Origin of the sequence: Vibrio splendidus (assembly GCF_001557875.1) — a bacterium.
In the GTDB taxonomy this organism is placed as follows: domain Bacteria; phylum Pseudomonadota; class Gammaproteobacteria; order Enterobacterales; family Vibrionaceae; genus Vibrio; species Vibrio splendidus_F.
Genome location: NZ_LNRF01000009.1, coordinates 154,969 through 174,153 on the forward strand (window position 1 = coordinate 154,969; position 19,185 = coordinate 174,153).

18 protein-coding genes and 1 pseudogene are annotated in these 19,185 nt (G+C 45.3%); 5 read left to right on the forward strand and 14 right to left on the reverse strand.

Annotated features, from left to right (window positions below; translation table 11 throughout):
• Positions 1 to 97 precede the first annotated feature (97 nt).
• A pseudogene (locus ATB74_RS23915) lies at positions 98 to 235 on the forward strand (GTP-binding protein); the annotation flags it as partial.
• A 506-nt stretch (positions 236 to 741) separates the two neighbouring features.
• On the opposite strand, the gene polA reads toward ATB74_RS23915, so the two are convergent.
• The 3 genes from polA to hemB form a co-directional block, all read right to left on the reverse strand.
• On the reverse strand, positions 742 to 3,540 hold the full coding sequence (polA, locus tag ATB74_RS18705) for a DNA polymerase I (RefSeq protein WP_061019426.1): 2,799 nt from the start codon (positions 3,538 to 3,540) through the stop codon (positions 742 to 744).
• Between the two features lie 678 nt (positions 3,541 to 4,218).
• Entirely contained in the window at positions 4,219 to 4,653 is a 435-nt protein-coding gene (locus ATB74_RS18710; RefSeq protein ID WP_061019427.1) for a GNAT family N-acetyltransferase, read from the reverse strand.
• Between the two features lie 77 nt (positions 4,654 to 4,730).
• Positions 4,731 to 5,774 (reverse strand): porphobilinogen synthase, encoded by a 1,044-nt coding sequence (gene hemB, locus ATB74_RS18715; protein WP_017060158.1) that lies wholly within the window; start codon positions 5,772 to 5,774, stop codon positions 4,731 to 4,733.
• A gap of 208 nt (positions 5,775 to 5,982) precedes the next feature.
• On the opposite strand from hemB, the gene ATB74_RS18720 reads away from it, so the two are divergent.
• Positions 5,983 to 6,744, forward strand: a complete 762-nt coding sequence (locus ATB74_RS18720) for a TatD family hydrolase (protein ID WP_061019428.1) — start codon at positions 5,983 to 5,985, stop codon at positions 6,742 to 6,744.
• 286 nt (positions 6,745 to 7,030) lie between these two features.
• Here the strand turns inward: ATB74_RS18720 and tatC are convergent, their stop codons facing one another.
• The 7 genes from tatC to rmuC all read right to left on the reverse strand — a co-directional run bounded on the left by tatC (position 7,031) and on the right by rmuC (position 13,366).
• On the reverse strand, positions 7,031 to 7,786 hold the full coding sequence (gene tatC / locus ATB74_RS18725) for a twin-arginine translocase subunit TatC (RefSeq protein ID WP_017060156.1): 756 nt from the start codon (positions 7,784 to 7,786) through the stop codon (positions 7,031 to 7,033).
• Positions 7,787 to 7,934: 148 nt separating this feature from the next.
• On the reverse strand, positions 7,935 to 8,342 hold the full coding sequence (gene tatB, locus ATB74_RS18730) for a Sec-independent protein translocase protein TatB (protein WP_048612432.1): 408 nt from the start codon (positions 8,340 to 8,342) through the stop codon (positions 7,935 to 7,937).
• A 3-nt stretch (positions 8,343 to 8,345) separates the two neighbouring features.
• Positions 8,346 to 8,600, reverse strand: coding sequence for a Sec-independent protein translocase subunit TatA (gene tatA, locus ATB74_RS18735; protein WP_017060154.1), 255 nt, complete (start codon positions 8,598 to 8,600; stop codon positions 8,346 to 8,348).
• A gap of 54 nt (positions 8,601 to 8,654) precedes the next feature.
• Positions 8,655 to 10,289, reverse strand: coding sequence for a ubiquinone biosynthesis regulatory protein kinase UbiB (ubiB, locus tag ATB74_RS18740; RefSeq protein WP_017065813.1), 1,635 nt, complete (start codon positions 10,287 to 10,289; stop codon positions 8,655 to 8,657).
• Entirely contained in the window at positions 10,286 to 10,891 is a 606-nt protein-coding gene (locus ATB74_RS18745) for a ubiquinone biosynthesis accessory factor UbiJ (RefSeq protein ID WP_017063051.1), read from the reverse strand. The genes ubiB and ATB74_RS18745 overlap by 4 nt, the downstream gene beginning before the upstream one ends.
• A gap of 97 nt (positions 10,892 to 10,988) precedes the next feature.
• Positions 10,989 to 11,768 (reverse strand): bifunctional demethylmenaquinone methyltransferase/2-methoxy-6-polyprenyl-1,4-benzoquinol methylase UbiE, encoded by a 780-nt coding sequence (ubiE, locus tag ATB74_RS18750; protein ID WP_026012235.1) that lies wholly within the window; start codon positions 11,766 to 11,768, stop codon positions 10,989 to 10,991.
• 65 nt (positions 11,769 to 11,833) lie between these two features.
• Complete coding sequence (gene rmuC / locus ATB74_RS18755) at positions 11,834 to 13,366, reverse strand: DNA recombination protein RmuC (protein WP_060983248.1); 1,533 nt, start codon at positions 13,364 to 13,366, stop codon at positions 11,834 to 11,836.
• A 138-nt stretch (positions 13,367 to 13,504) separates the two neighbouring features.
• Here rmuC and ATB74_RS18760 point away from each other — a divergent pair, with 138 nt between their 5' ends.
• Positions 13,505 to 14,398 carry a DMT family transporter gene (locus ATB74_RS18760; RefSeq protein WP_060983249.1) on the forward strand — a complete coding sequence of 298 codons (894 nt, stop codon included), beginning with the start codon at positions 13,505 to 13,507 and terminating at the stop codon, positions 14,396 to 14,398.
• Between the two features lie 128 nt (positions 14,399 to 14,526).
• Here ATB74_RS18760 and ATB74_RS18765 read toward each other — a convergent pair whose 3' ends face one another.
• The 3 genes from ATB74_RS18765 to ftnA all read right to left on the reverse strand — a co-directional run bounded on the left by ATB74_RS18765 (position 14,527) and on the right by ftnA (position 16,890).
• A complete protein-coding gene (locus ATB74_RS18765) occupies positions 14,527 to 15,720 on the reverse strand; it encodes an NAD(P)/FAD-dependent oxidoreductase (RefSeq protein ID WP_060983250.1) in 1,194 nt (397 codons plus the stop codon).
• 250 nt (positions 15,721 to 15,970) lie between these two features.
• Positions 15,971 to 16,294 carry a universal stress protein UspB gene (uspB, locus tag ATB74_RS18770; RefSeq protein ID WP_060983251.1) on the reverse strand — a complete coding sequence of 108 codons (324 nt, stop codon included), beginning with the start codon at positions 16,292 to 16,294 and terminating at the stop codon, positions 15,971 to 15,973.
• Positions 16,295 to 16,362: 68 nt separating this feature from the next.
• Positions 16,363 to 16,890 carry a non-heme ferritin gene (ftnA, locus tag ATB74_RS18775; RefSeq protein ID WP_060983252.1) on the reverse strand — a complete coding sequence of 176 codons (528 nt, stop codon included), beginning with the start codon at positions 16,888 to 16,890 and terminating at the stop codon, positions 16,363 to 16,365.
• 189 nt (positions 16,891 to 17,079) lie between these two features.
• Here ftnA and uspA point away from each other — a divergent pair, with 189 nt between their 5' ends.
• Together uspA and ATB74_RS18785 are read left to right on the forward strand one after the other, a co-directional pair.
• Positions 17,080 to 17,514 (forward strand): universal stress protein UspA, encoded by a 435-nt coding sequence (gene uspA / locus ATB74_RS18780; RefSeq protein WP_060983253.1) that lies wholly within the window; start codon positions 17,080 to 17,082, stop codon positions 17,512 to 17,514.
• Between the two features lie 52 nt (positions 17,515 to 17,566).
• The gene (locus tag ATB74_RS18785) at positions 17,567 to 18,454 is read left to right on the forward strand and encodes a carboxylate/amino acid/amine transporter (RefSeq protein WP_061019429.1); all 888 of its coding nucleotides are present in this window, start codon (positions 17,567 to 17,569) and stop codon (positions 18,452 to 18,454) included.
• A 103-nt stretch (positions 18,455 to 18,557) separates the two neighbouring features.
• Here the strand turns inward: ATB74_RS18785 and ATB74_RS18790 are convergent, their stop codons facing one another.
• Positions 18,558 to 19,148, reverse strand: a complete 591-nt coding sequence (locus ATB74_RS18790; protein ID WP_061019430.1) for a hypothetical protein — start codon at positions 19,146 to 19,148, stop codon at positions 18,558 to 18,560.
• Positions 19,149 to 19,185 lie beyond the last annotated feature (37 nt).

A 19,185-nucleotide genomic window follows, 5' to 3' on the forward strand; every position in this document is an offset into this window, starting at 1 on the left:
CTTGTCGCTATAGGTTAGAAAACTTACAACAAGTAACTTAGCCTTATCAATGCCCCTCCTTATATAGGTGGGGTATTTTTTTTCTGTAAATTCGTGAGTTAAAGCGACCAACAATATCCCTTCGATGGCGCAATCCATCCAAATTGCTGCTGAAGCCCTGAAATACAGCACCGAGAAACAACAGAAAATCATGGATTACATTGAGCATTCACCGACTCAATACACTGATAAATAAGGCGTGAGCCATCAATCCTTTATCGATTACTTGTAAAATAAAAGTTATTTCAAGTGATAAAACAATCAACTTAGAGACGGATTTAAATTACCAAAAGCTGATCGAATTCCAGATCTAAGGCAAATAAGGGGTTATCACGGTGCTTGAGAAAGTGTAATAAAAGGCACTAAAAATGAGAGATTTTACGGGGGAATGGTAGCTTGGAAATATTTTTCTTTCGCATAAGAAAAAACGCCCCAGTCAAATACTGACTGGGGCGGCTGAATCAGCCTAATCCAATAACGTGAAACAAAAGGTCTGAAAGATAGAACATCTTACCTCTGTACCCTACGAGATTTAATGTACAACAATTGCTCAGAAATGAAAACAATTTTTGTAGTTTTTTTTCATGAATGTTTTATTAAAACATCCAAATTCTTCTTACGACTCAACTTTATTTGAGATAAAAAAAAGCCAGTGTTTGTGCACTGGCTCATACTAATTTGCTTATTAAGGTCAAAAACTGATTAGTGGGCTTGATCCCAGTTGTCACCATGGCCAGCTTCAGCGACAAGCGGCACTTCTAGCTCTGCAGCGGATTCCATCAATTGTTGTACTTTACTTTCAATTTCGGCTAAAGCTGACTCTTCTACTTCAAATACCAATTCATCGTGTACTTGCATAAGCAATTTCACACGACCATCGCCTTCCGCTTGAATCCACTCATCAACCAATAACATCGCTTTCTTAATGATGTCTGCCGCTGTACCTTGCATTGGCGCGTTAATCGCCGCACGTTCAGCCGCCTTACGACGCATACCATTACGAGATTGAATTTCAGGAAGGTGCAGACGACGACCATAAATGGTTTCTACGAAACCTTGTTCTGAAGCCGCACTGCGCGTGTCTTCCATATACTGCATCACGCCAGGGTAACGCTCGAAGTAAGTATCCATGTAGTGCTGTGCTTCGCCACGAGGAATACCCAGTTGCTTAGCCAAGCCAAAGGCACTCATGCCGTAGATAAGACCGAAGTTAACAGCCTTGGCACGACGACGTTGTTCCGTCGTTACATCCTCAATATTAACGCCGATAATCTCAGCCGCAGTTGCTGCGTGGATATCTTTGCCTTGTTGGAACGCTTCCAGAAGCGCTTTATCACCCGATAGGTGCGCCATGATACGCAATTCAATTTGAGAGTAATCGACCGCTAAAATCTTCCAACCATGTTGTGCAACGAATGCTTGGCGGATACGACGACCTTCTTCATTACGAATTGGGATGTTCTGTAGGTTTGGATCCGTCGAAGACAAACGACCCGTTGCTGTCACCGCTTGGTGATAAGACGTGTGAACACGACCCGTTTCAGCGTTGATCATCTTCGGTAGTTTATCTGTGTAAGTCGACTTCAGTTTCGCAAGACCACGATACTCAATGATCAGCTTAGGTAGCGGGTAATCAAGAGCCAGCTCTTGCAGCACTTCTTCATTGGTTGAAGGCGCACCTGATGGCGTTTTCTTGATAACTGGCAAACCCATTTTCTCAAACAGGATCGCTTGCAGCTGTTTTGGCGAGTTCATGTTGAACTCTTGCTCTGCAATCTCGTAGGCTTTCTGTTCTAGCTCATCGAGACGAACCGCAATCTCTTGCGATTGAGCGCCTAGCAGCATGTCATCGATGAATACGCCTGTGCGTTCAATGCGAGACATCACAGGGATCAGTGGTACTTCAATTTCTTCATAGATGGCTTTTAGCTTTTCATCTTGCTCAATGTTTTCCATCAAACGGTTATGAAGACGTAGTGTCACGTCTGCATCTTCTGCAGCGTAGGGAGACGCTTCACCCAGCTCAATTTGGTTGAAAGTCAGCTGTTTCTTGCCTTTACCTGCGATTTGCTCAAATGAGATACAGCTGTGCTGTAGGAAACGCAGCGCTAGGCTGTCCATATCATGCTTGCCGCCTACGCTATTGAAAACGTAAGACGCCAGCATGGTGTCGTGTTTGATGCCTTTCATCTCGATACCGTAGCGCGCTAGCACACTCATATCATACTTAAGGTTCTGACCTACTTTTGCTTGTGCATCATCTTCAAGAATCGGCTTAAGCTGTTCAAGTACCCAATCGCGATCCAGCTGCTGCGGTGCATCTAGGTAATCATGAGCAACTGGCACGTAAGCGGCAACGCCTTCTTCAGTCGCGAATGACAGGCCAACGAGGTTCGCCACCATGTAATCTAGGCTGTCTGTTTCAGTATCAAAGGCAAACACTTCAGCCGCTTTCAGTTTCTCTAGCCACGCATTAAAAGAGGCTTCATCTAAGATGGTTTCGTAGTTGCTGCGATCAATCGTCACTGCAGAGGTGTTCATTTCTACGGTAGAAGTGGTTAATGCCGTATTGCTACGCACTGCGCCCGACTTTTCATCCGCCTCAACCACACCACTGCCACCTTCAAGTAGCTCGTTCAACCAAGACTTGAAGACCAGTTGACCGTATAGCTTAATCAGCTCATCCGTGTTTGGTTGTGCTTTTACAAGCGACTCAGGTGTCTCTTCTAACTCGACGTCCAGTTTGATCGTTGCAAGCTCGTAAGACATCTCAGCGTTGTCTTTATTATCAATCAGCTTCTTAGCCATGGTTTTTGAACCACGGAAACCAAGCGCCGCAATATCATCAAGATTTTGGTACAACTTTTCGATGCTACCAATGCCTTGCAGCAGAGCAGTCGCTGTCTTGTCACCGACACCCGGAACACCAGGAATGTTATCGACTTTATCGCCCATCAGCGCAAGGTAGTCGATGATCAACTCTGGCGGAATGCCAAACTTCTCAATCACTCCTTCACGATCCATTACCACGTTGGTCATGGTGTTGATCAGAGTAACGTTGTCATCGACAAGCTGCGCCATATCTTTATCGCCAGTACTAATAAGCACAGGCATACCCATCGCAGAAGCTTGAGAAGCAAGCGTACCGATCACATCATCCGCTTCAACGCCGGGAATAGAGATAAGTGGCAAACCCATTGCACGAATCACATTGTGCAATGGCTCAATCTGGCAACGAAGATCATCCGGCATAGGTGGACGATTTGCCTTGTACTCTGGGTACATATCATCACGGAACGTCTTTCCTTTCGCATCAAAAATTACCGCAATACGATCAGAAGCAAATTGACGCATCATGCTGCGCAGCATGTTAACTACACCGTAAACAGCGTTAGTTGGGATATCACCATTGCTCATTGTGCCAGGGTAAGCATGGAACGCGCGATATAGGTAAGAAGAGCCATCGATCAGAATCAATGGATTATCAGGAATACGAGCCATAATGTTTGTGTATCCAGTAAGTACAGAAATTATCTGTTAAGAATGCCACGTCTGTTGGTTGGATTCCACGTTGTCGATCTGTATCCGTTCACTCGGTTGTGTTCGTTATAAGCGATTTGTTGTTATTTTTTGTTCTTAGACGCAAGCGTTCTGTGGATAACTCTGTTTATATTATTTATCCACCCTGTTGAGAACTAAGGTGGACAACTCAAAAAACACCAATAAGCACCTGAAAACAAAGAATAATTTTACAGATCGAACATATGATCAACGATCTTTTCTCGATCTTGCGTTGTGGAAAAGAATGCTGATGGCGTTTTATTCATAAAAATACGTGCCACTAAATATGCATCTTGTTGAAATGGTAGGTATAAAAAAAGCGACATCCGAAGATGTCGCCTAGCAAAAACCGGTAAAGCCATTCAATTGAATACCACAGCTGTACCTAAAAGCTATAAATTACACTGGAAGCAATGTGAGCAATGTCGTGTCAAAAAGAACTTAGTACAAGTTCACGAGAATTCTGTTGGGTAACCAAGTAGATACTTGAGTACTTAACATCCTTATGAACATTTCCTCATTCCCTAAGACGAAGTTAATAATAATGATTCTCATTTAATAGTCAACACTTAAGTGAGAATAAATCTCATTTAATTTATAAACCGTTAACGCCAGTGCTCAAATTTGCTTCAAAAAATGGATTCTATGGTCATTAATGTCTTCTTTTTCTTCAAATTTTTCGATTAGGTAACCGTTTCTCAATAACAGGCGCAACATTGCAGGGAACTGGTTACGAGACTTAACCTTTAACTGTCTGTAGCCCTGCTCTTTCGCCCACTGTTCTTGAGCGTCTAATTGCGCCTGTGCAACGCCTTTGTTCCTCGCGAGCGGTGACACGCCACCAAACCAGCTGTAAAAAGTATCTTGATCCAATTCATAGCCGATCTTAAAACCGAGCAGCACGCCAGCTGCTTCAGCCACTAAGATAAGATTCTTTTTCCCTGCTAGCCGCTCTGATAGAGAAGCGACGCTCTCTTTTTTAGCGAACTCAGAGATCTGCTCGACCACAGACACCACTTCTTCTAAAGAACCTTCACGTACGACAACTGACATCTTATCCATCCTCATAAACGAAAGGGCTGGCACAATGGCCAACCCTTTTACTGATCACTTAAGTGAGCTCTACACGGTTACTTTTCTTTTAAGTGCTCTGCGGCTTGTGCATTGTCTTCTGCAAGCCACTCAGCCACATCTTTAGCGAAGTAAGTAAGAATGCCATCGGCACCAGCGCGCTTAAAGCACAACAGTGATTCCATGACGGTTTCACGCTCTTTCAGCCAACCGTTTTGGATCGCTGCTTTGTGCATCGCATACTCACCAGACACTTGGTAGGCAAATGTCGGTGCTTGGAGTTCATGCTTCACACGGCGCACGATGTCTAGGTAAGGCATGCCAGGCTTGACCATCACCATGTCGGCACCTTCATTAAGATCCATCGCGACTTCGTGAATCGCTTCATCGCTGTTCGCAGGATCCATTTGGTAGTTCTTCTTGTTACCACCTTTCAGGTTCGAAGCACTGCCGACTGCGTCGCGGAATGGACCGTAGTAGCACGATGCGTATTTCGCAGAGTACGCCATAATCTGAGTATGAATATGGCCCGCTTCTTCTAACGCTTCACGGATCTTACCAATGCGACCATCCATCATATCTGACGGTGCAACCACGTCAGCACCTGCTTCAGCGTGTGATAATGCTTGCTTGATCAAGACTTCAGTCGTCTCATCATTCATCACGTAACCATCTTCATCGATGATGCCGTCTTGGCCGTGAGTGGTGAACGGGTCTAGTGCTACGTCAGTAATAACGCCAATGTTTGGCACATGCTCTTTTAGTAAACGTACAGCGCGCTGCACCAAACCTTCTGAGTTATGAGCTTCAGCTGCGCATAAACTTTTAGCATCTTGGTTCACGACTGGAAATAGAGCAATCGCAGGAACACCCAGTTTTGACAGGTAATCTGCTTCCTCGAGCATGTAATCGATCGACAAGCGTTCAACACCTGGCATTGACTCGACAGGCTCGCGGCGGTCTTTACCCATCAGGATAAACATTGGGTAGATTAGATCATCCACAGACAATTGATTTTCTGCCATTAGGCGACGGCTAAAGTCGTGCTTACGCATACGGCGCATACGGCGACCTGGGAATTGACCTTGAATTGAAACAGACACTAGATTCTCCTTGCCTAGTCTAAGCACCGAAATACTTAGATATGAAAAGTGCTAAATACAGGCAAAAGCATATCACTGATGGCTCAGGACGCTAGCAGTAAAATATAAAACCCACTCAAAAACAGGTAGAAATGGCAAAAAATGACCTTCACCTCACACTGCCGTATACTCATGACAACTCAGTAATGACCGCTTTCAGGACAAAACAATGATCGACACCCATGCCCATATTTACGCTAGCGAATTCGATGAAGACCGTGAACAAGTGGTGCAACGCGCACTGGCTCAAGGTATTGATAAAATTCTACTACCAAACATCGATTTAGAGTCTATCGAGCCAATGTTAGCGACGGAAGCTCAGTTTCCTGATGTGTGCCGTTCAATGATGGGCTTACACCCTTGTTATGTGGATGCGAATATCGAGCAAACCCTCAAAACCATTCGAGCTTGGTTTGATAAGCATGACTTTATCGCGGTAGGTGAGATTGGTATCGACTTGTACTGGGATAAAACCTTCAAGGCTGAACAAGAGATGGCTTTCGTGACTCAGCTGCAGTGGGCAAAAGAGCTCGATCTACCGGTGGTGATCCACACCCGTGATTCAATTGAAGAGACACTTACCCTACTTCGTAAAGAACAAGATGGCAGCTTACGTGGCGTATTCCACTGCTTTGGTAGCAGCTTAGAGGAAGCTAAAGCGATTAACGAGCTGGGCTTTCACTTAGGTTTAGGCGGCGTATCGACGTTTAAGAACTCAGGGATGGATAAGGTGATCCCACACCTTGACATGAATTACATAATCCTAGAAACAGACTGCCCGTACTTAGCACCAGCACCAAACCGCGGTAAACGCAACGAACCAGCCTACACAGAGCTAGTCGCAAAACGCATTGCTGAACTACGAGGCATCACTCTAGAAGAAGTCGAAGCGATCACAACAGCTAATTCTAAGTCATTGTTTAATTTATAAATAAAGCCAACAAGCGATTTCTATTGTTTTCAATAAAATTCATTTGTTAATACACAGTGATGTGTATATTATCAACCACCTGCATATGGAGGTAGTTGATTATGTGTGACCATTCACAACACTTACAACGTCAACATCGAACCCTATGGCATAAAGTTTTGGGCATCAAAGAGCTCTATATATGTCAGAACTGTGGCTATCAGTTAAAGATTCGATAAACAGACATAATAAAAAAGCGGCCCTAGGCCGCTTTTTTATTATGTGATTTTTACTGAAGCATTCCGAATCAAGATTCAGCTTCTTCCTCTTCATCCGCATCTGGCTTACGCGTATAAAAACGTGCGAAGAACAGACCAATCTCAAACAGAATACACATTGGAATCGCCAACAGTGTTTGCGAGATCATATCGGGTGGTGTCAGCATCATACCTATGATGAAAGCACCCACAACAATGTAAGGACGCTTTTCAGACAGAGATTGAGGCGTTGTTGCACCCGTCCAACACAGCAAGATAATCGCAACTGGCACTTCAAAGGCAATACCAAAAGCAAAGAACAGCGCGAGTACAAAATCAAGATAGCTTGAGATGTCGGTTGCGAACTCTACTCCCCCTAATGATATAGCCGTAAAAAAGCCAAATACCAACGGGAATACAATGAAGTAAGCGAACGCCACACCACAGTAAAACAGCAATGAACTTGAAGCCAATAGCGGCATGATCAAGCGTTTTTCATGCTTGTATAAACCCGGAGCAACAAAAGCCCACACCTGATACAAAATAAACGGAACCGCGAGGAATATAGACGCGATCAAGGTTAATTTCAGTGGTGTGAAAAATGGCGATGCAACATCGGTTGCGATCATCGTCGCCCCTTCCGGTAGACGATCTACCAAAGGTGCTGATACGAATTCATAAATATCATTAGCAAAATAAATTAGCCCGACAAATATCACTAGCACCGCGACAATCGCACGTAGTAGGCGATTACGTAGTTCTAGAAGGTGGCTAATTAAAGGCTGTGTCTGCTCAGTCGAAGACATGTCAAACCTCTTAAACAGGAAGATCGAAAAGGAGCCGCGCGTGTATCTATCCAGTTGAATTGGTATCCACATGAATAGTTATTTACTTGAATAGCTATCTATTTAAACATCTAGCGACTCAAGTATCCGGCGACTCCTCCTTGCGAGACTATTCGGCTTTCTTATCTGACGGTGCTGAAGCTTCGCTGTTGACCTGAATGGTTTCAGATTCCACAGTTTCCGTGACACTAGGTTTAGTCTCACTTGGCTTATCAGACTCAGGCTTAGCATACGGACGTTGAACCTCAGCAGCGGCCTGCTTGAGTTCATCGACTGACGCTTTAAGGTCTGGAGATAAATCTTCCATACCCATTTTTTCCGCCTTGCGTAGGTTTTCTTGTAGCTCTTGCACCTTAAGCTCATGAGAAAGTTCATCTTTCACACTATTTGCCATGCTTTTCGCTTGTCCAACAAACTTGGAAATACTGCGAATCGCCACGGGCAAACGCTCAGGCCCTAAAACCACTAACCCAACGACAGATATTAATACCAGTTCCCAAAAACCGATATCAAACACGATTTACGCCTGCTCTTTGTCTTTCTTTGTTTCAGCAGTTGTTTCAGCGTGAGCTTCTGTCTTCTGCTGTTCAATATTCTTTGGTTCGAAGTCTGCATCTTTCTTATCCGCAGGCTTGTCTTCATCGCTCATCGCTTTTTTGAAGCCTTTAACCGCTGAACCTAAGTCACCACCCATACCGCGCAGTTTCTTTGTTCCGAATAGCAAAATTACAATTACAGCAATGATTAGAAGTTGCCAAATACTGATACCACCCATTGTCATTGTCCTCGGGTCTGTCTACACATAAAAAATATTAAGAGAGTCTACTGCCTAACGACGGTAAGCTCGCCAACTAAGCAACCAAAATGTGACACCTGCGATGCCACAGCCCATAGATAGCTGCTCATAAGGGCTTGAAACTAATATTGCGGAGCATACGACTAAAGTGGCTCCAACGCCAAACAAAAACTTTCCAGTTGCTTGCTGACGCTTACTATCTCGGTAACCTTGATAAAGCTGATCCATTCTGTGGTTCATCGCTTTACCTTGGCGTAAGCTGTCATAAAGTAGCTCTGGCAGCTCTGGCAGTTTTTCTGCCCAGAATGGCGCACGCTCTTTTACTGCGTTGATCACAGCCTGCGGCCCCACCTGATTCATCATCCAGGTTTCAAGGAAAGGCTTGGCGGTTGCCCACAAATCAAGTTGCGGATACAACTGGCGACCCAATCCTTCTACATACAACAAGGTCTTCTGCAGAAGCACCAACTGAGGTTGAACCTCCATGTTGAAACGTCTTGCTGTATTAAATAAGTTTAGCAACACATGGCCAAATGAGATCTCGCCAAGTGGTTTTGCAAAAATTGGCTCACACACCATGCGAATCGCGAACTCAAAATCATTGACGTTGGTGTCGTGTGGCACCCAACCCGAATCCACGTGCAGCTCTGCGACCTTACGGTAATCTCGATTGAAGAAAGCCAACAGGTTCTCGGCTAAATAGCGCTTATCTTCACTGTTGAGCGTACCGACAATGCCGCAATCCAAACCAATCCACTGAGGGTTATCTGGATTCTCTGGGTTAACAAATACGTTGCCAGGGTGCATGTCTGCATGGAAAAAGCTGTCTCGGAATACTTGGGTGAAGAATACCGTCACACCGCGTTCCGCGAGCAATTTCATGTTGGTGCCGTTGGCTTCTAGCGTCTCAATATCGGAGACTTGAATACCATAGATTCGCTCTGACACCATCAGGGTTTCGCTGCTTAGATCAGGGATAACCTCTGGAACATACAGCTCTTCACTGCCTTCAAAATTACGTCGTAGTTGAATGGCATTAGCAGCCTCACGGCGCAGGTCGAGTTCATCAAGTAACGTTTTCTCGTACTCGTGAACCACTTCAACTGGTTTCAAACGACGTGCTTCAGGAAGCGACTTAGCGACTATACGCGCCATTCGGTGCATCAGTTTTAGATCTGCGTCAATCACCGGGCGAATATCAGGTCGAATTACCTTCAGAACAATCTCGCGACCGCTCTCTTTAAGCTTTGCGGTATGCACCTGAGCAATAGAAGCAGAAGCCAGTGGCTCGATATCAAAGTCGGTAAACCAGTTGTCTAAACTGCCACCCAACGCCTTTTCCATATCTTGCTTCGCCAGTTGACCATCAAACGGCGCAACTTGATCTTGCAACAACGCCAACTGATCGGCGATATGAGGAGGGAACAGATCACGACGTGTCGACATCATCTGTCCAAACTTGATCCACACTGGGCCAAGTTCTTGCAGCGCAAGGCGCAAGCGATGACCCAACTCTTTATCTTGATGCTTGTTCTTGAGCCAAAACAGTGACTTTCGCGCCAACAAAGGAGCTTTAGTCAGTTGGTGTTCCGGCATCAACTCATCAAGGCCGTACTCCAACTGTACCTTGATAATATGATAAAGACGTTTCAGTTCTGCTGGGGTCATGCTTTCTCCAACAGAGCGTTCAACTTAGCTTCAAGACGAGCAGCAGAGCTTTTTACGTCATCAACTTGGTCGCAAAAATGCGCGACTTCTAACGGTGCGGGTGCGATCTTCCACTCTTCAGTCAGAACTTGAGCAACATGGTTTTGATGCTTAGTCGCCTGTTTTGCGACAAAGCCACCGACGTTTTTAACGCCTTGCACCAAGGTATGCGCAACCACATCCCCCGTCACACGCGATAACCACTCTTCCAAATCAGGCTTGCAGTCTGTCATCAGCTGAGCAAATTTCTGTGCCAGTTGAATGTCACCCTCTAAGATCAGCTTATCTTGCTTGATCAGCTTGGTGATGTTCGATTGTTCACGCAGTTCAGGTAACACCGATAGGTTCAAAGATAGGTAGCAGTCAGGCTGCCCTTCGTACTCCGACAACACATCGATCTGTTGGCTGAAAACGAAAGTGAGTGTTTTATTCAACTCTTTCAAATTGACTTGAATGATCTGCCCCTTTAAACGAGACAAACGACGAACCAAAGCTGGATCATCGTTCACGAAAGTATTTAAAGAGGTTTCAATAACCGCGGTTACCAATGGATCAAATGGCATGACTGTCCTTACCTTTGAAAACGGATAAGCGTTAACCTATCCGTTCTATCTTTATTCTTATTTTTAGCACGCCCTACGAGCCTGCTACCAAGCTCGACTAGAACTTGTAACCGCGGTGCAGCGCAACAATGCCGCCCGTTAGGTTGAAGTATTTAGTATTCTCGAAACCCGCTTCCTGCATCATACCTTCCAAGGTTTCTTGGTTAGGGTGCATGCGGATAGATTCTGCAAGGTAACGATAGCTGTCTGCATCGTTAGCAATCAGCTCACCCATTTTTGGCAACAGGTGGAAAGAGTAGGCATCGTAAACTTTTGATAGCGGCTCAAGTACTGGCTTAGAAAACTCAAGAACCAACAGACGGCCACCCGGCTTAAGCACACGGTACATTGAACGCAGCGCTTGGTCTTTATCGGTTACATTACGCAGACAGAAGCTGATGGTAATGCAATCGAAGTAGTTGTCTGGGAAAGGCAGCTCTTCAGCGTTTGCTTGAACGTAATGGACGTTGCCCACAATACCGCTATCACGCAGCTTATCACGGCCAACATTCAGCATTGAGTTGTTGATATCAGCAAGAACCACGTGGCCTTTTTCACCAACGATACGCGAGAACTTCGCAGTCAGGTCACCGGTACCACCACCAAGGTCTAGGATACGTTGACCAGGACGAACGCCACTGCAATCAATCGTGAATCGCTTCCACAAGCGGTGAACACCACCCGACATTAAGTCATTCATGATGTCGTATTTAGCGGCTACAGAGTGAAATACCTCTGCTACTTTCGCGACTTTTTCGTCTTTTGCGACTGTTTCGAAACCAAAGTGTGTGGTTTCTGACTCTACTGCTGAATTTGTCTGCACGCTTGTGTCCATAATGCTGTTATCTACCATGGTAAGTTCTCATCGACAGCGCTCTTTGTATTTAGAGGCGCTGCGGCCGATTAGTTTACTTTATCCTCAGCAGGTTGTCTTTCTACTAAGGAGGCATTTTCTGAAAAAGCCTCATTTTGCGCCATTTCAGCCAAACCAATCGAGATCGGTTTCTTCACTTCAACCCCCAATTGCTTGAAGCTTTCAGCCTGACGAATCACATTGCCCCGCCCTGTGACTAGCTTATTCATCGCCCCTTGGTAGCTTTGGTTAGCTCTATCAAGCGAGCTGCCAAGGCCTTCCATGTCATCGACAAACAAGCGCAGTTTGTCGTATAGCTTACTCGCACGTTCCGCGATAACTTGTGCGTTCTGGTTTTGTCTGTCGTTGCGCCATAAGTTATCAATGGTCCGCAGTGCCACCAGCAGAGTGGTTGGGCTAACCAAGATAATGTTTTGCTCCATCGCATCTTTCACCAAGCTAGGATCCGCCTGAATCGCCACTTGGAATGCTGGCTCAACCGGGATAAACATCAACACGTAATCCAAGCTTTGGATGCCTTTGAGCTGATGATAATCCTTCTGGCTCAAGCCTTTAATGTGCGCTCGCAGTGACACCAAGTGATCACGCAGTGCGGCATCGCGTTGTTGGTCGGTTTCGGCATTGAAATAGCGCTCAAACGCCACCAACGCCATTTTCGAATCGACCACCACTTGCTTATCTTGTGGCAGATGAACGATCACATCCGGCTGGTAACGCTTGCCTGCATCGTTTTGCAGGTTCACTTGCGTTTGGTATTCGTGGCCTTCGCGTAGCCCTGATTCAGCAAGCACGCGAGCCAGTACCACTTCGCCCCAGTTACCCTGCTGTTTGTTATCGCCCTTTAGCGCTTGAGTCAGGTTAACCGCTTCACGCGTCATACTCTCATTCAGACGTTGTAGGTTCTTAAGCTCGTGCACTAAGGTGTGACGCTCTTTGGCTTCTTGGCTAAAGCTGTCGTTCACTTGTTTCTTGAAGCCTTCAAGTTGCTCTTTCAGCGGCGACAACAAACCTTCTAAGCTCTGCTTATTCTGCTGATCGACCTTGGCAGTTTTACTCTCAAATAATTGGTTCGCTAACAACTCAAACTGCTGCTTAAGTCGAGATTCAGCTTGTTCTAGCAACTGCAGCTTTTCGCTATTGGCGAGGTTTTCTTGATCGTGCCTTGCCTCTTGCTCACGAAGTTCAGCTTCCAATTCAGACTTGTGATCCTTGAGTACATTGATCTCATCGGCATACTGCTGGCGCTCTTGCTTTACCGCCTCAAAGTAGCGCAGCTTTTCCATCGCAGCCATCACCTTACCGTGCGCCTGCTTGAGCTCGAATGCCGCTTTGTCTCGGTCATCATCTAACTCATTGAGTTCTTGTTGCGCCTCTGCGAGTGATGATTTGAGCTGAGATTGCTGAGATTCATGCAACAAACGATCGGACTCTAGCTGCTGCTCGAGCAATCGCTGCTGAAAAGAGAGCTTCTGTTTAATCCACCAACCCACGACGCCACCGCTGACGAGCGCGCCAGAAATTGCAGCAATAAGCGTTGCCTGATGTTCGATAATCCATTGCATGATAATGATTTAGCCTAATTGGAAATAACTCATTAAATGGTATTTTGATACTGGATAAATGTCCAGTTTGCCGTATTAAAATTCGACAGATAGACTAGGCGCTCCGTATTCTGTTCCATCAAATTAGAATGAGTTGCCATGAACGAACGTCGTGCCTTGGGCTTTGGCCTTTCCGCAGTACTGCTGTGGTCAACGGTCGCTACTGCTTTTAAGCTGACCCTTGCTGAGTTTTCACCTATTCAAATGCTGACCATCGCTAGTATTGTGTCATCAATTGCGCTGATCGCAGTCTGCGCCTTTCAAGGCAAGCTTTCTCAGCTGAGTACTACGTTCCTTTCAAACCCGTGGTATTACCTACTGCTCGGTTTGGTGAACCCTCTAGCCTACTACCTGATTCTATTCAAAGCCTACGACCTGCTGCCCGCCTCTCAAGCGCAAGCTATCAACTACAGCTGGGCTATCACGCTAACCTTAATGGCAGCGGTTTTTCTGGGGCAAAAGATTCGTAAGCAAGATTGGATTGCCTGTACCTTCAGCTATGCGGGTGTAGTAGTTATTGCGACCAAAGGCGATGTGTTAGGCATGCAGTTCGACAGCCCACTCGGTGTGGCACTGGCGCTGCTTTCTACTCTACTTTGGGCGGGATATTGGATTCTCAACACCAAAAACAAGGCTGATCCTGTGGTTGGCGTACTGCTTGGTTTCTTAGTGGCATTACCATTCGCGATCGGTTTAACCCTTTACGAAGGCGAAAGCTTTAGCCAAATTACGGCGAAGGGTTGGATGGCGGTGACTTACGTTGGTCTGTTCGAGATGGGCATTACCTTTGTATTGTGGTTATCAGCACTCAAGCTTACCAACAATACAGCACGTATCAGCAACCTGATTTTTGCCTCGCCATTTATCTCACTGATGCTACTTTCAACCATCATTGGTGAAGAGATTCACCCAGCGACACTGTTTGGTTTGGTACTGATCATTGCTGGCTTGGTGATTCAACAGATCAAGTTTTCAAAAAACAAACCGGCGTGAATAAGAGCCAAAAGACTCGATTGATCGCGAAAACCATCAATTTAGTTACTTTTAACGCTAAACTAGATACAAAAATGGCGAGTCGTATGACTCGCCATTTTTATATAATTTAAAATCTATGGGTAAACTTAAACCCACTGGCCCGCAGCAAAACCCGAGCTCCAACACCATTGGAAGTTATAACCCCCAAGCCAACCTGTTACGTCCATTACTTCACCGATGAAGTAGAGGCCAGAGACACTCTTACATTCCATGGTTTTTGAAGATAGGTGATTGGTGTCCACACCGCCTAGAGTCACTTCGGCCGTTCGATAACCTTCAGTGCCGTTTGGCGCAATTTTCCAGTTCTCTAGGTGCTCAACAATGCCACTAAGCTGCTTTTCATTGAACTGCTTAAGCGGTTTGTCTTCCAGCTCTTTACGGTCAATCAACACTTCCACAAAACGCTTCGGCAGTGCTTTCGCCAAAGTGTTTTTCAGGCTCTGATTTGGGTGCTTCTCGCGAGAGTTAGCTAACAGTTCAGCCACATCCACTTCAGGTACTAGATTAATCGAAACCGATTGACCCGCTTTCCAGAACGAAGAAATTTGCAAAACTGAAGGACCAGATAGGCCACGGTGAGTAAACAGCAACGCTTCTTTGAACAAGGTTCCGTCTTGCGCCGTGATCTCAGCAGGAATTGCGATACCAGAAAGCTCTGCGAAAGCTTCTTTGTCTTCTTTATGCAGCGTGAATGGTACTAGCCCCGCCGTAGTCGGCATTACAGACAAACCAAATTGCTCTGCAATCTTATAGCCAAATGGCGTTGCGCCCAGCTTAGGCATCGACAAACCACCTGTCGCTACCACCAGTGAGTCACACTCAACTTGGTCGGTATTGAGGTGCATCTTGAAGCCAGCGTCTGTTTTTTCGATGGAGTGAACATCACAACGGTAGCGTTGTTCGACTTTCGCTTGCTTACACTCGTCAAGCAGCATACTTACGATATCTTTTGCGGTGTGGTCATTCACACAGAACAACTGGCCGTGATCGCGCTCTTCGAACTCAATACCGTACTTGCTCACCATCGAGATGAAATCCCAGTTGGTGTATTGAGATAAGGCTGATTTCACGAAGTGAGGGTTGTTACACAGGAAGTTGTTTGCTGAAACATCGTAGTTAGTGAAGTTACAACGGCCGCCACCTGAGATTAAAATTTTTCTGCCTGGCTTTTTCGCATGATCAACCACCAGCACTCGTCGGCCACGTTTACCAGCTTCCGCAGCACACATTAAGCCTGCGGCGCCCGCACCAATTACGATTACATCAAATTTTTCACTCATGTGGTTCTGCTTTTCTTCACTTTTGCAGCCCGAGTACGCCCTGTTCTCGAAATGCCATCAATAAAAAAGGATGTGCATAAACAGCACATCCTTACTAATTGCTCGCTATTTTAGCGGCAATTTTAAACTTTGCAATTGATGTTCAATTGTACAATTTGCAGACAGCAGCAAAACCACTACTTGGCTTAGCGAACCAACAACCAAAGCTTTACACCAAAAACTAAGTTCTACTTCACACGTACTAAATGACTTAGACGATGAAAGAAGCCAGCAAGGTTACACCTAGCAGAGCGGAAGAGAGTATGAATAACTGTCTTACACGATCGCACTTCGCAGTAAACACTTCATCGTGATGATGGTGATACTCTTTGCTTTTGATGTAACTAAACAAACGAACCTGTTTGGTCATATTGCCATGAGTTGTGAAGAAACCACCTCCGTCTACTTGTTGATAAAGCAGAGGATGTGCTTCTCGCATAATATAAATGAGTGTTCTTAACGCAGTAAAATAACGCGCCCAGTTCACACAAGTCACAACCATTAGTGCAAATAGAATAGTGTCGCCGCTGATCATCCTTTCCTCCCTACATCTTCCGAAGAAAACTCAAAAGAAAAAGATAATCAGTGTCTTTCTCATACTACCTAAACGGCAGGAGCTTCCATAATTGAAGATGAACCATCTTTTGCCAATTGCGCTAAGTCTTTATCAATAAAGAACAGTGCTTTACCGTCTTCACCAACAAGCTCTAGCTTATCCAATACACCTTTAAACAACTTCTCTTCTTCATGTTGCTCTGCAACGTACCATTGCAGGAAGTTAAAGGTTGAGTAGTCTTGTGTGCTGAAAGCAACGTGAGCCAGTTTGTTGATTTTTTCAGTAATCATCTGCTCATGTTCATAGGTTTCACGGAACACTGCGCCAAGGCTTTCAAATTCATGTTTTGGCGCTTCGATAGCACCCAGAATTGGCATAGCACCTGTTTCGCTTACGTAAGTGAAAAGACGCTGCATATGTTCCATTTCTTCTACTGCATGTGCACGCAGAAACTCTGCTGCGCCTTCAAATCCTTTGTCTTCACACCAAGCACTCATTTGTAAGTATAGATTGGATGAGAAAAATTCTAGGTTAATTTGATCATTCAGTTGCTCAACCATAGTTTTTGACAGCATTTAAGACTCCTAATTACATCCTCAATTTTCTCTACTATATCACTATTTAATGATTATCTCGCTGACCATTAGTTAACCGATATTTCGAGCAGATATTACGCAAGACAGTGGATATGAGATCACTTCAGCAAAAAAAGCCACCGCATAGTGCTAATCTTTAAACAGACAATGAATAAAGGAGGTAGCGATATGAGTTACAAACATATTTTGGTCGCAGTCGATTTATCAGAAGACAGCAAATTAATTGTGGATAAAGCGGTAGCATTGGCAAAGCCATTGGAAGCCAAAGTCTCTTTTATCCATATCGATATTAACTACGCGGAGCTCTATACCGGCCTGATAGATATCAACATGGCCGAAACCCAACACAATGCGATGGAAGCATCACGAATTCAGCTACAGAATTTTGCTGAGCACGCTCAATACCCGATCACCCATACCTTAGTGGGCAGTGGCGATTTGAGTCATGAACTGTGCGATACCATCGCTGAATACAACGTTGATTTAGTGGTCTGTGGCCACCATCAAGATTTTTGGAGCAAGCTGCTTTCTTCAACACGACAACTGATCAACGCCTCTCCGGTTGATATGCTGGTCGTGCCTCTCAGAGATTCAGAAGACTAATGATTTAAGGTTAGGTAACATACAGCTCATATCTTATTAACGAAGTTTTACTATGAGCTATTTAGCTGGTGTTACCCTCCTATGGGCCTTCTCCTTTAGCCTGATCGGTGTTTACCTTGCGGGTCAGGTTGATTCTTGGTTCTCTGTTCTGATGCGTGTTGCCCTTGCTGGCGTCGTATTTCTTCCTTTCCTAAAGTTTCGCGGTGTATCGCGTAAGCTGATCGCTAAATTGATGACAATTGGTGGTATCCAGCTTGGCCTGATGTACTGCTTCTACTATCAGTCTTTCTTGCTGCTATCCGTTCCTGAAGTCCTTTTGTTTACCGTTTTCACACCAATTTACGTCACGCTGATTTATGACTTTCTCAAAGGGCAATTCTCTCCGTGGTACCTAGTGACGGCAGCAATTGCGGTATTGGGCGCGGTTTTCATTAAATTCGCAGGTATCAACGAAAACTTTTTAGTTGGCTTCCTAGTCGTTCAGGGCGCAAACCTGTGCTTTGCTATCGGTCAGGTGGGCTACAAGGTGGTGATGGAGAAGGAGTCGACCGAGTTGCCTCAGCGAACCGTATTTGGTTACTTCTACTTAGGGGCACTATGTGTTGCTTCGATTGCTTTTATGCTACTGGGCAACCCAGAGAAACTGCCTACCACCACACTACAATGGGGGATCCTGATCTACCTAGGCTTAATTGCCTCGGGACTGGGCTACTTTATGTGGAATAAAGGCGCGTGCATGGTGAATGCCGGTGCGCTGGCAGTGATGAACAATGCCTTGGTTCCTGCGGGTCTGGTGGTCAATATCCTGATTTGGAACAGAGATGTCGATTTGGTTCGCTTGTCTATTGGTGGCGCAGTTATCTTATTCTCTCTGTTCGTCAATGAGACGTGGGTGAAGAAGCGCGTAGCAAGATCCGCAAGCAACGCTAAGCTAATTTGAATGACCAGTATGGATTAGTTCAAATAACCCCAAAAAGCAAAAGAGCGACCTAAGGTCGCTCTTTTTTAATTATCGCTCTAGCAATAAACCATTCGAATCAATTTCAGTGAATGTGATTATGGCTCACTACCTGAGTCTTGGTTTCAGTGAAGGCAACATCATCCAGTTGTAGGTTGATGCGTTCAAGGTCACTTTCCAGTTTCTGGCTTTTCTTAAACAGCTTTTGCTGCTTCTTAATCATCTTCGCGAGCTTTTTGTTGTACTTCTCTTGTTTCTTAGCCGCTTTCTTCGCTTGTTTGAGTTTAGCTTTATCATCACCACTCGCCTTCGCCATCAGTTTTTTCAACTTGGCTTTTTTCTGTGCTGCTTCTTTTTTTGCAAGCTCAGGGGCAATATCAGCTGCGGCTGGATCGAACATTTGTACACTTGGCTCAATTGTCTCGTTGATTTCCGCAAGCGATAGTTCTGGTGCAGGTAGTGTTTCCGCTAGCAGGCCGCATGCGACCTTCTCTTCAACGGGTTTGTTTTGACAACCAAGAGGTGGAATTGCGGTTGGTTTGCATAGATTCGCTTGATCCGCCGAAGAACGCGCACAAGAACGACACACGAACTTAGGTTCAGTCACCAAGCTGTGAATCTCGCCCAAGTGTTCAGTGATATCTCGACGGTTTAACTTACAAAAGCGTTTAGCCATGCTACAACTCCAGCTAAGAATAATAATGATTCTTAGT